This window comes from Wolbachia endosymbiont of Drosophila incompta (assembly GCF_001758565.1).
Taxonomy (GTDB): domain Bacteria; phylum Pseudomonadota; class Alphaproteobacteria; order Rickettsiales; family Anaplasmataceae; genus Wolbachia; species Wolbachia pipientis.
Window position 1 is genome coordinate 247,159 of record NZ_CP011148.1, and the last position, 12,629, is coordinate 259,787.

General features: G+C 38.2%; 12 protein-coding genes and 3 pseudogenes. All 15 read left to right on the plus strand.

The window, feature by feature from the left end; all coding sequences use genetic code 11:
- Positions 1-523: 523 nt before the first annotated feature.
- Positions 524-652: pseudogene (locus tag WG67_RS08065) on the plus strand (Holliday junction resolvase); the annotation flags it as partial.
- Between the two features lie 314 nt (positions 653-966).
- Positions 967-1,335: pseudogene (locus WG67_RS01140) on the plus strand (Holliday junction resolvase); the annotation flags it as partial.
- 126 nt (positions 1,336-1,461) lie between these two features.
- Positions 1,462-2,691: a DNA modification methylase gene (locus WG67_RS01145; RefSeq protein ID WP_070356774.1), complete on the plus strand. Its 1,230-nt coding sequence runs from the start codon at positions 1,462-1,464 to the stop codon at positions 2,689-2,691.
- A 16-nt stretch (positions 2,692-2,707) separates the two neighbouring features.
- Positions 2,708-3,199, plus strand: coding sequence for a MarR family transcriptional regulator (locus tag WG67_RS01150; protein ID WP_070357038.1), 492 nt, complete (start codon positions 2,708-2,710; stop codon positions 3,197-3,199).
- A 169-nt stretch (positions 3,200-3,368) separates the two neighbouring features.
- Entirely contained in the window at positions 3,369-5,195 is a 1,827-nt protein-coding gene (locus WG67_RS01155; protein WP_070356775.1) for a phage terminase large subunit family protein, read from the plus strand.
- Complete coding sequence (locus WG67_RS01160; protein WP_010082193.1) at positions 5,195-5,416, plus strand: gpW family head-tail joining protein; 222 nt, start codon at positions 5,195-5,197, stop codon at positions 5,414-5,416. The genes WG67_RS01155 and WG67_RS01160 overlap by 1 nt, the downstream gene beginning before the upstream one ends.
- Before the next feature lie 45 nt (positions 5,417-5,461).
- Positions 5,462-5,875: a hypothetical protein gene (locus WG67_RS01165; RefSeq protein WP_010082194.1), complete on the plus strand. Its 414-nt coding sequence runs from the start codon at positions 5,462-5,464 to the stop codon at positions 5,873-5,875.
- 200 nt (positions 5,876-6,075) lie between these two features.
- Complete coding sequence (locus WG67_RS01170) at positions 6,076-6,297, plus strand: hypothetical protein (RefSeq protein ID WP_010082195.1); 222 nt, start codon at positions 6,076-6,078, stop codon at positions 6,295-6,297.
- Positions 6,278-6,586, plus strand: coding sequence for a type II toxin-antitoxin system RelE family toxin (locus WG67_RS01175; protein WP_010082196.1), 309 nt, complete (start codon positions 6,278-6,280; stop codon positions 6,584-6,586). Before WG67_RS01170 ends, WG67_RS01175 begins: the two co-directional genes overlap by 20 nt.
- Before the next feature lie 119 nt (positions 6,587-6,705).
- Positions 6,706-8,123, plus strand: a pseudogene (locus tag WG67_RS01180) (phage portal protein).
- 65 nt (positions 8,124-8,188) lie between these two features.
- The gene (locus WG67_RS01185) at positions 8,189-9,283 is read left to right on the plus strand and encodes a S49 family peptidase (RefSeq protein ID WP_070356776.1); all 1,095 of its coding nucleotides are present in this window, start codon (positions 8,189-8,191) and stop codon (positions 9,281-9,283) included.
- A 429-nt stretch (positions 9,284-9,712) separates the two neighbouring features.
- Positions 9,713-10,725, plus strand: a protein-coding gene (locus WG67_RS01190; RefSeq protein ID WP_076611893.1) for an IS110-like element ISWpi14 family transposase whose coding sequence is annotated in 2 segments (ribosomal slippage) — positions 9,713-10,601 and positions 10,601-10,725 — 1,014 coding nt in all. Because the reading frame shifts where the segments join, the coding sequence is not laid out codon by codon here.
- A 23-nt stretch (positions 10,726-10,748) separates the two neighbouring features.
- Positions 10,749-11,120: a head decoration protein gene (locus WG67_RS01195; RefSeq protein ID WP_070356777.1), complete on the plus strand. Its 372-nt coding sequence runs from the start codon at positions 10,749-10,751 to the stop codon at positions 11,118-11,120.
- Positions 11,121-11,197: 77 nt separating this feature from the next.
- Positions 11,198-12,199 (plus strand): major capsid protein, encoded by a 1,002-nt coding sequence (locus WG67_RS01200; RefSeq protein ID WP_010962476.1) that lies wholly within the window; start codon positions 11,198-11,200, stop codon positions 12,197-12,199.
- 90 nt (positions 12,200-12,289) lie between these two features.
- Complete coding sequence (locus WG67_RS01205; RefSeq protein ID WP_010082171.1) at positions 12,290-12,550, plus strand: head-tail joining protein; 261 nt, start codon at positions 12,290-12,292, stop codon at positions 12,548-12,550.
- Positions 12,551-12,629 lie beyond the last annotated feature (79 nt).

Here is a 12,629-nt window from a genome sequence, read left to right on the forward strand (position 1 = left end):
TTTTTCAGAAAATCCCGGAAAAAGTGGTGAGAAATCCGGAGTATAGGGGCATTGAGTGTAGATGTGCTTCAAACACAAAAGTCGGCAAATAAACAGAGTAGAAAAGATTGAAGGAAGCAAAAGAAATTTAGGCTTTTGGTAAGTTACGTAATTGAGAATTTGTATTTTTTTAGATGAGGTAAAAACTTTGTTTTAAGGCTAGATGCAACTTTAGGGTACAAATACTACTATTACCAAAGAACGCATATAATACCCCTTAGAACTCGAATAAATGGCATTCTTAGCAATTCTATTACTGTATAGCAAACTCACAGGTGAGTTTAGCACGTTTTTTACGCTTTGCAAAGAAAAATTAAAAAAAAGTGANNNNTTTTTGTAAAATCGGTGAATATATATAATACCAAATCCTAACTAAGGTAGGTAGCATAAGATTCTTGTCATTGGCCAACAAAAACCCATTCATAGCATATTTTGAAGGAACCAGACGATATTTAGCGCTACTTATAGTTTTAAATAATAGCAAATGTCAATCCTCACACTCGACCTCGGCAAACAAACCGGCTGGGCTATTCTTACAGATGGAGTAACTCAAAGTGGGAGTGAAAGTTTTCATGGTAATCGTTTCAGCGGAGGTGGAATGGCTTTGTTGCATCGCTACTTATGAAAGGCTAACTATAGTTAGGATTATAAGCAACCTATTGAAAATCTTGTTTTTTTGCAATCAATCTGATCAAATTTAAGAATAGTAATTTGTTATTTATATTAATAAATTTAATTCTATTGAAAATAGCTAAAGCATTGAAATTCTTGAATTTTAGCCAGATTAGTGAGTGGTAGTGAAATTTCTTTTACTCAAATTTAGGTATTCACTGACCGTTCTTGTTATAAATACCAGAATAATAAGCTACTGATATTCGCTATCTTTTTTATCTTTAATCCATCATAGCTAGTGATGCAACAAAGCCAGGTGGAATGCACTTCTTAAATTTTCGTAGGTGGCTCAATGAGATGAGGGAAAGATTTTCAGATATTGAAGCAGTGTATTTTGAAGAAGTAAGAAGACACCTTGGAACTGATGCTGCTCATTGCTAAGGAGGCTTTCTAGCTCATTTAACAGCTTGGTGCGAGGAAAACAATATACCTTATCAAGGTGTACCTGTCAAGACGATAAAACGCTTTATCACCGGTAAGGGTAATGCAAGTAAAAGTGAAGTTATTGAAGCTGTGAAGGGAAAAGGGTTTATTCCTCAAGATGACAATGAGGGGGATGCTTTGGCGTTGATGTTCTATGTTAATAATTTTAGTAAAGATTTTAACATGCTAGATAGCACATAGGAAGTGGGTCCTTCCAGCCAGCAAGGCTGATTTGGGAGCGAAACCCCGGACCTTCTCCAGCGTCAGACGTTTTTTAATTATTAACTTTTTGTTAAGAATTTAAACATAGCAATTTAATACACTAATATGAACTTAGCAACACACTACTATCCTATTGAAAATCTTGTCGAATATGATCGCAACCCTCGCAAGAATGACGATGTAGTAAACAGAATGTGCGCCTCTATTCGGGAATTTGGGTTTCGTATTCCAATAGTTGCAAAAAGCGATGGCACTGTGGTTGATGGTCATTTACGCCTCAAAGCAGCAAGAAAACTGGGTATGGAAAGTATTCCAGTAGTCCTCAGTGATAACTTAAGTGAAGCCCAAACCAAAGCTTTTCGGTTACTAGCAAATCAATCAGCTAACTGGGCAAAGTGGGACGATGATCTTTTGAAGTTGGAAATTCAAGAGTTAGAAGATTTGCAGTTTGACCTAAAAATGACTGGATTTGAGCTGGAAAAGGTTCAACGTTTTCTTGATGATTTAGATGGAGAAAACAGTGAAAAAGAAGATTTTTCCGACTTAGCCGGTGATAGCAAAAAGGTAAAAATAACAAAACCAGGGGATCTATGGATTTTAGGTGGTCATCGAATCTACTGTGGTGATAGTTGTCTGGTTGAATCATTTAAAGCGGTATTAGACGATAAAATGGCAGATATTACCGTGTGTGACCCTCCGTATAACGTAGCATATGGTGACAGTCAGGAAAGAGAAGACAAAAAAATACTAAACGATGATCAAGGTGAAAAATACGAACTTTTTCTGTATGACATTTGTTCTCACGTTTTAGCGTACACCAAAGGTGCAATTTACATCTGTGCATCATCATCCGAGCTGGCAACGCTGCAAAAGGTATTTGAAGAAGCAGGTGGTCGTTGGTCGACATTTATAATTTGGGCAAAGAATCATCTTACGCTAGGAAGATCTGATTATCAAAGACAATACGAAACAATACTCTACGGTTGGAAAAATGGCAATAAGCGTGAGTGGCATGGAGGACGTAATCAAAGTGATCTCTGGTTTTACGATAAGCCAACGTACAACTCACTGCACCCAACGATGAAACCAGTGGAGTTAATAGAGAGAGCGATAGTAAACAGCAGTAGACCAGGGGACATAGTTCTTGATCCATTTAGCGGGTCTGGGAGTACGTTGATTGCATGTGAGAGGACAGGAAGAATCTGTAGAACGATAGAGCTAGATCCTACGTTTGTAGATGTGACCATAAAACGTTGGCAAGTATACACGGGAAGAGAAGCGATACTTTCCAATACTGGCAAAACCTTTGCCCAAATTCAAGAAGAAAAACGGTAAAAGAAGGGAGAAAAAAGTGGAAGGAGGAAAAATCACGCAGACGGAATGGGCAAGAGAACTAGGAGTTTCAAAGCAATACGTCTGTTACTTAGTAAAGAAAGGAATAGTTGAGCTGGAGGATGGTTTGATTGACCGAGAACAAGCAAATGAAGCGGTGGCAGCAATACGAGATCCAAGTCAACCACTGAGGAGAAAAAATCCAGAAGGTGAAGAAGTGGGAAATAATAAACTTTCCATGATGTTGCTAAAAACGCGGATAAAAAATGAGATGGAGCGGGGAAGACTGCTCGAGGCAAAAGCAAAAGCTGAGATTGGTGAACTTATCTCAGTAGAAGAAGTAAAGACTGAAGCATTTAATGTTGCAAGAGTTGTCCGTAATAATTTGCTTAACATTCCAGATAGGGTTTCAGCGTTACTAGCATCGATAAATGACACAGAGAAGATCCATGAGACACTGACTGAGGAAATCAGAACAGCTTTAGAAGAGCTGACACGAAGTGTATTTTAATGACTACATATAAATTACTGAAAAAGCGTCTTATCGCCTTGGTGAGCCTAATTCACATATTAGTTGCAATAATGATTTTAAGTAAAGCGTCAGCAGATACTTATTGTAGAGGGAAAATACCTTTTTCTCTTAGCTGTGTAAAAGTATAAAAATTGCAGCAGATGGCATTATGATATATAGCAGTAGCTTTTATACAGGGTTAAAGCCAGATCCACTGCTCAAAGTATCAGAGTGGGCAGATAGAAATCGTCAACTTTCAACGATAGCATCATCAGAGCCGGGGAAATGGAGAACAGAGAGAACGCCGTACCTTAAGGAAATAATGGATTCACTATCTTCGTCTTCACCGGCCGAAAAAGTGGTATTCATGAAAGGAGCGCAGATAGGCGGAACAGAAGCTGGGAATAACTGGATAGGATATATAATCGACCAAACACCAGGCCCTATGCTGGTAGTACAGCCAACAGTAGAAATGGGCAAGCGTTGGTCAAAGGGAAGATTTGCGCCGCTCATTGAAGATACGCCATGTTTAAGGAGTAAAATAAAAGACCCAAGGTCGAGAGATTCAGGCAACACTGTACAAAGTAAGGAATTTCCCGGAGGAACGGTAGTAGTAACAGGTGCCAACAGTCCAGTGGGTTTACGTTCAATGCCGGTAAGATATCTTTTTTTAGATGAAGTAGATGCATATCCAGGAGATTCAGGAGGAGAAGGAGATCCAGTTTTACTCAGCATAGCCCGAACTAATACATTTACGCGGAGAAAAATATTCTTAGTTTTAACACCAACGGTTCACGGAATAAGCAGAATAGAGAAGGAATTTGAGAGTTCAGACAAACGATACTTTTTTGTACCTTGTCCACATTGTGATCACTATCAGGTGCTGAAATGGTCACAGATAAAGTGGAAAGATAAAGATCCCTCAACAGCCCATTATGTGTGTATAGAATGCAGCGGCAAAATAGAAAACCATCAAAAAACAGAGATGCTAGCTAGAGGTGAATGGAGAGCAACTAGGAAGGAGGGAAAAAAAGAGGCAAAAATAGGGTTTCATTTATCGAGCTTGTATAGCCCAGTTGGTTGGTATAGTTGGAAACAAGCAGTGGAAGATTATCTGCATGCAAAGGAAAATGAACAATTACTAAAAGTTTGGATAAATACAACACTCGGAGAAACCTGGGTAGATAAGGGAGAAGTACCAGACTGGAAGCAACTATTTGAGCGTCGAGAAAATTTTCCGATAGGCATGGTGCCAAAAGGTGGAAAAATAGTGTTAACGGCAGGGATTGATGTACAAAAAGACCGCTTAGAAGCAGAAGTAGTAGCATGGGGTATGGGTCGTGAGAGTTGGTCAATAGACTATCAGGTATTAGAAGGTGATACTGGAAGTGGAGAAGTATGGGGGAAACTGTCAGAGCTCTTGAATCATCATTTTATCGGTGAAAATGGGCTTGAATACATGATAAGTATGATGGCGGTAGATGCTGGGTATGCAACACAGGAGGTATACAATTGGGTAAGAAGTCATCAAGGATCGGGAAGAGTAATGGCAGTGAAAGGGGCAAACAAAGCCCTAGTGCCGCTTAACAGCCCAAGTAGAGTAGATGTAACAGTTGGCGGACAAAAGCTAAAAAGAGGAATAAAGCTCTGGCCAGTTGGAGTATCGATATTAAAGTCAGAATTGTTTCAGTTGCTGAATGTTTTAACAGAAGGGGCGCCGGGATATTGTCATTTTCCCGAATATCCACCTGAATATTTTAAGCAGCTAACCGCAGAGCAACTAATTACCAAAGTAGTAAAAGGATATACCAAACAAGAGTGGCAAAAGATAAGAGACCGAAATGAAGTATTAGATTGCAGAGTTTACGCAAGAGCAGCGTCTATTGCCCTGGGGATTGATCGTTGGCCAGAGAGTAAGTGGGAGAGTTTAGTAGGTGAAAAAGCTAAAAAGTCAAAAAAAGTGAGAAGAAGTCAATGGTTGAGTGAGCAAAGTTGATGTACAACCAAGAATATTTAACTCAAGTAAAAGAAGCGATAAAGAAGCTACAGAGCGGGGAAAGAGTAGTATCGATTGCATATGGCGATCACGTGGTTAGGTACGGAGAAGTGCAGATAAATGACCTCTTGAGCTTAAGACAACGCATTAAAGCTGAGCTGAAAGTTGCAGGTGTGAAGAGAAAGATTGTTATTTCAACGAATAAAGGAATTGACAAGTGAAAATGTAATACTGTACGTTAGATAATTTATAAATATAGGGGTAACATGATAGGAAATGTAGAAAGATTGCAAAGAGAACTACTTGAAGAAATGGGGTCTATTTCTTTGGGGAGTAGTAATACAAGGGCATTAGAGATTGTCAATCAATTAGGAGAAGATCACATTAATGATACTATTATGACCCTTGATGGCAGGCAGTTTACAGCTTTAGATTGTGCAATTATGTTTGACAGTCAAGGTAATAATCCAAGAATAAATGAAAGGCCGAGAATAAATAACAATGCATTTAGAGAATTAGAAGGTGCTATTAGGAGTGCTGGAGGAAGAACATCAGAAGAATTGGGTAGAAGACAAGATATTCCTTATGATCGAGAAAGCTTTAATGAGCAAGTGAGTACGTTTTTAACAGACGTTACTATAGAGCATGTTATGGCAGGGAGACTACATCTAATGGTTTAAATTGAATGCGGAAAAAATTATCCTAACGGAAAAAAGCTGAGGAAATTGGTTAACCAATTGTTAAGTATTTAAAGGAGATCCGGGACGTAAAGAGGAGAGTTGTGATTTCGACGAACAAAGGGATTGTATAAAGAAATACTTATTGAAAAATTAAAAGAGATACTGTATAATTAGTGTAACATCTAGGTTTGGTTAAACATATGGTAAACTCAAGAGTTAATGTAACCTTCAATCCAAAAACTTCACAGCATCTTATTGAACTAGCTAAAGCAACTAAGCAGTCTGTTCAAAAATTAACAGAAAAGCTAATCAAAGAAGCAATTGAGCTTGAAGCAGAAGACATTGCGTTTTCCAAAATTGTTAGGGAGCTTGATGCTGACGATTCAGAAGAAGTAGAGGATAGTGAAGACATCTGGAAATAAGCGGTACACTATAAAATACCTTAAGCATGTTCTTAAAAGGAATTTGCCCTCCTTACCAGAAGCTATAAAGCCAAAAATTAAAGATGCAATAAGAGAGTATCTTGCAACTGATCCCATTGGTAATGGTGTATTGCTACGTAATAGATTAAAAGGACACAGAAGAATAAGAGTTGATGATTATCGTGTCGTCTATCGTGTAAATACTGCAGAACGTAAAGTAACTATTGTTTCAATAGGACACAGGGACAACATTTACAAGCAGGCAATATTAGATCTACTAAAACATTAAGAAAAGACATTTGTGCAGGAATCTCTTGCATAAATAGAAAATGTCAACAGCTTGTTTTCTCCAGCAGCTTGACGTAATTTTAAATAGCGCAACAATTTATTGCCCAATTAATAGTCTAAATGTTACTCAAATCATTCAAACAATTATTCCGCAAACCAAAAATCAAGAGCTCAGCCTGGGATGCGTCAGGCTCAGGAAGAAGATTATTGCACTTTCAACCAGAAGTAGGAAGTATAAATAGCTTACTTTCCCAGAGCCTTGAACACCTGCGTAGTCGGTCACGTGACATGGTAAGAAAGAACTCCTATGCGGCAAACATAATCGATACGATAGTGAGTAATTGCGTTGGAACGGGAATAAAACCGCAATCAAAAGCCAAGGATGGAGAATTTCGGAAAAAAGTGCAAGAATTATGGCTGAGATGGACAGATGAAGCAGACAGTAGTGGAGTAAGTGATTTTATGGGTTACAAGCTTTGGTTTGTAGGAGCATGATAGAAGGAGGAGAATGTTTTGTAAGACTTCGAACAAGAAAACGAGAAGATGGTCTTTGTGTGCCGTTGCAATTACAAGTACTTGAGTCAGAGCATTTAGACAATAAGAGCAATCAAACCCTTGCCAATGGTAATGTAATTAGAAACGGGATTGAATTTAACCGACTTGGGCAAAGAGAAGCGTATTACCTTTTTCGAGAACATCCGGGTGAAGGCTCGTTTGGAGAATCAGTTAGAGTGCCAGCAAACGATGTTTTACATATCTATAGACCACTAAGACCTGGGCAGATTCGAGGAGTACCATGGTTGTCCAGTGTACTGTTAAAGCTCTATGAACTTGATCAATACGATGATGCGGAATTAGTCAGAAAAAAGACTGCAGCAATGTTTGCGGGATTTATTACCAGACTTGATCCTGAAGCAAACATCATGGGAGAAGGAGAGAGTAATGAACATGGAGTAGCGCTGTCTGGCTTAGAACCTGGGACTATGCAATTACTTGATCCCGGAGAAGATATTAAGTTCTCGGAACCATCAGACGTTGGGGGAAGTTATGAAGCATTCATGAAACAGCAGCTTAGGGCAATAGCAGTAGGCACAGGGATAACTTACGAGCAGCTAACAGGAGATCTAAGTGGTGTCAATTATTCATCAATAAGAGCTGGGTTAATAGAGTTTCGTAGGAAGTGCGCGATGTTACAGCATAACGTGGTAGTATTTCAGCTTTGCCGGCCAGTATGGAATAGGTGGCTAGAATTAGCACTACTCTCTGGAGAACTGGACATAGGTGAAAATTGGGCAAAAGAAACAGCAAAAGAGGTAAAATGGATACCGCAAGGGTGTGCTTACGTAGATCCACTAAAAGACCAGCAAGCACAGCAAATGGCAGTAAGAAATGGATTTAAGAGTCGATCGGAAGTGGTTTCAGAACTAGGTTATGATGTAGAAGAAATAGACCAAGAAATTGCTGAGGATCAAAGACGTGCGAGTGAACTGGGCTTAAGTTTTGATTCTGATGTGAATTCTAATGCTGAAATGATATAAAATTCTATTTCTATGACAAATGGGTTTTTATTGCCCCAGACACAAATAAAAAATTTTAAAAACATATGACGACACAAATAAATTGGATGAATAAGCCGATGATGATAGAGCAAAGGAGTTTTGAATTATTGTCATTACATGCTGGAAAACACCCTACGTTTAAAAACATAAAACACACTGCAGAAAACAACGTAGAAAAAATAGCAATAATACCAATACATGGAATTTTGACCAAGAAACCAGGAGCTTTTGATGACATGTTGGGACTGACATCATATGAGAAGATACGTGAAGAGATAGAAAAAGCTTTAATAGATGAAGAAGTAGAAACAATAATTTTGGACATAGACAGCCCTGGAGGGGAAGTAAACGGTTTATTCGACCTTTCTGATTTTATTTACGAAGCAAGGGGATTAAAAAAGATCGTAGCAATAGCAAATGATGATGCGTATTCTGCGGCGTATGCAATAGCGTCAAGTGCTGAAAAAGTATTGGTAACGAGGACTTCAGGAGTTGGAAGCATAGGAGTAATAGCAAGTCATATAGATCAAAGTGGGTTTGATGAAAAACAGGGGATAAAATATACCACAGTATTTGCAGGAAAGAGAAAAAACGATTTAAATCCGCATGAGCCGATAACATCAGAAAGTGTGGAAAGCTTACAAGATGAAGTAGACCGCCTATATGAGATGTTTGTCGAGCTTGTAGCAAGAAATAGGAATCTTTCCACGGAAAAAATCAAATCAACGGAAGCAGGGCTATATTTTGGTGAGAAAGCAATAGAGATTGGACTTGCTGATGAAGTGATAACATATTCTGAATTTATAGATAGGAGAAACAATATGAGTAAAGCTGAATTTAACTATAAGGGCCACACCATCGATGCTGATGAGTTAATGGAAGAATCAAAACGAATAGGTTATGAGAGGTGCCGCAAGGAAGTATTAGAGGTAATAAGATTGTGTAATTTGTCAAAGATGCCAGAGAAGATAGGAGAATTTATTGAGCAGGATGTAAACGCAAAACAAGCCCAAGAGATATTAATGTCGATACTGGCGGAGAGAACGAAGAAGACAGAGATACTGAGCACAATACCACAAAGTTCATCAGAAGATTTAATGATGCAGGTAGCAAGAACTCGAGCGCAATCTGGCATTTGAGAAATTTAGGTACCAGCAATTACAAATGCCGCGGTAAACAAGTCCGCCAGAATAGCCAATTATAAAGTTTTCACCGCGACGTATAGCAACTTTAAACACCGCGGTAAACAAATCTTGTAACCGCCGTATATAACACTAACAAAAGCGGCGGTAAAACAATTAAGGAGATGGTATGAATAGTTATTGCTTGGTTGGAAGCATGAGAAGATAATACCTTCTCAGAGTGGATAGGTGGCAGATTGAAAATGTTTGTGAGGCCCTTTCTGCTTTTTGCAGTATAGGAAAAAGACCTCGTGAAGGAGATTAATCGCCCCTGCCACCGAAAACCATCGTGCGGCCTATAAAATTTAGTGACCGCGTATAGGAGAATGGACCAACCGGTAATATTCTACTCTGATATGTTGGAGTATTCAATAAGGGAGAAGATTTATGCGTTACATAGGTGTTGATTTACATACTAATAGTTTCACTGCTTGCTACTTAGAACAGGAAAAACCAGAGTATATTAAAACGTTTCGCTTACAGGATTTAGGTAATTTTATCAAAAATCTTCAAGAAACAGATGAAGTAGCCTTAGAGGCAACGGGAAATAGCTGTTTCTTTTATGATGAAGTGTCACCTTACGTTAAGCGCGTTGTTGTGGTTGCTCCCTTGCAATTTGAAGTTATTCGTCGTTCTGTGAACAAAACAGATAAACATGATGCAAGAGCTATTGCTTTTTTTCTCAGCAAAGATATGTTGCCTGAAGCAAAATGCAAGAGCAAACAATGCCAACAGTTAGCTTCTCTTCTTAAAACAAGAGATCAGTTAGTAAAATCACGGGTATCTTTAATCAATAAAATACATGGACTTTTCAATTACCACGGAATAAAGATTAAAAAGGAAGTACTGACAATCAAAGCGGGATTTGAATGCTCTCTTGGTAAACATGATTGGAGTCACTTGGAAAAGGTTGAGATTGAAGTGATTAGCAGTAATCTGGAAGTCATTCGAGAAAGTCTCAAAAAACTTGAAAAGGAAATTATAGCTTTTGCTCAGCAGCTTCCTGGATTTAATAATCTCATCAGCATTAAAGGTATTGGTGCGATTTCTGCAGCAGTTTTTGTTGCAACAATTGGTGATATTAATGATTTTAGTAATCCTGAAAAACTTACAGCTTATTTTGGAGTTGTACCGCGAGTTTCTCAATCCAATCAACAATGCACAATTGGAAGAATTACTAAACGTGGATCAAAAATTGGGCGTACTTCTTTAGTACAGTGTACTTGGATTGCTATACGTTATAGTCCTTATCTGAAAAGTTTTTACGAGCGTGTGAAAAAAAGCGTGGTTCTGCTAAGGCTATTATTGCTACTGCTAGGAAGTTTCTCACAACTATTTTCTATACTCTTAAAAACAACTGGATTTTCAAAGATTTTACAAAATATGAAATTTCTTATTGACAACAATCATAGGAGAAACATTTATGAGTTGTATAACCGAACAAAATAACCTTGGTGACCTATTAAAGTATGAGGCATCAAATCTATACTCAAGAGACCAAATAACAGTAGCAAAGGGGCAAAACCTAAGCTTGGGTACTGTAGTTGGCTGTAATATTGAAGATAATGTAATTAAGATTATCAATCCAACTGCAACAGATGGTACGCAAACAGCTATAGGAGTGATAGCAAGTGATGTAAACGTGAAAGAAAATACCAAAGCAGTAATCATTACACGTATAGCAATGCTAGCAGATCATGCAGTTGTGTGGCCAGCAAATATAACAGAAGAGCAGAAAGCTGCAGCAATAAAGCAACTTGAAGCACGAGGCATCATTATCCGCAAAGGGGTTTAGAAGCCCAGCAAACATCTTAATCATTCGCAAAGGGCTTAAAAGCCAACAAACATCTACAGCATTAAAGGGGAAAAAACATGCAAAATCCATTTACAAATTCAGCATTTAGTATGACGGAATTAACTAAAGCAATAAACATATTGCCGATAAATTATGGTCGAACAGAAAGCTTAAATTTATTTCCAAGTAGATCGGTAAGATTCCGACATATTACGATAGAAGAGCAAAACGGTGTTTTGAGCCTATTACCAACGCAAGTTCCCGGAGCACCAGCAACAGTGGGAAAACGTGGAAAACGAAAAATAAGAACGTTTACGATACCACATATTCCCCATGATGACGTAGTGTTACCTGAGGAAGTGCAAGGGATAAGGGCATTTGGGTCAGAGAATGAACTGAAAGCGTTGGCTAACGTGGTAACAGATCATCTGGAATTGATGAGGAACAAGCACGCGATAACGTTAGAACATTTGCGAATGGGGGCGTTGAAAGGGATTATTCTGGACGCTGATGGCAGTGAATTGTTAAATCTTTACAACGAATTTGAAATTACGCCAAAAGTAGTAAATTTTGCACTGGGAATAGCAACAACAGATGTAAAGCGTAAGTGTATGGAAGTACTCCGGCATATAGAAGATAATCTAAGTGGTGAATATATGACAGGAGTACATGCTTTGGTAAGCCCTGAATTTTTTGATGCATTAACTTCGCATAGTAAAGTAAAAGAAGCATATGAAAGATGGCAAGAAGGAGCAGCGCTTCGGAATGATATGAGATCAGGATTTACGTTTTGTGGAATAACATTTGAGGAATACAGAGGACAAGCAACTGATCCTGAAGGAACCGTGAGAAGATTTATTGAGAAAGATACAGGTCACTGTTTTCCACTTGGTACAGCAAGCACATTTACTACTTACTTTGCGCCAGCGGACTTTAATGAAACGGTAAATACACTAGGACAACCGCTCTATGCAAAACAAGAGCCAAGAAGATTTGATAGAGGGACTGACCTTCATACCCAATCAAACCCTCTACCAATGTGCCATCGACCAGGTATACTTGTAAAACTTGCTGCATAACAGGTGAGGTAAAGCTAAGTGCAGATTGTTTTTAATACCCCGAACAGGAAGCATTATATCAACTAAAGAATAAAAAGCAACTAAAAAATTATGTTTAGAGATATTAAAAGATTATTTGCAGATTGTTTTGCACATCTAGGGCAGCAAGCGTTGTATGAATCAAAGGATAAGTCATATATGGTGCAAATATTAAAACAACAGCCAGATAAATTATACGAGATTGGTGAAGGACAATTTGTAGGGGAGATATTGATTTTGGAGGTGAGTATATTCGATGTATTGCAGCCAGTAGTAGATACCGTCTTGCAAGTCAACAAAAAAATTACAAAAATTGTTCAAGCTGTATCATAAAATTAAAAAATACTTCCAATTCACATTTTGTGTAACGGTACACAGATTATAGTTAGTGAATATGTTGATAAGTAAATTT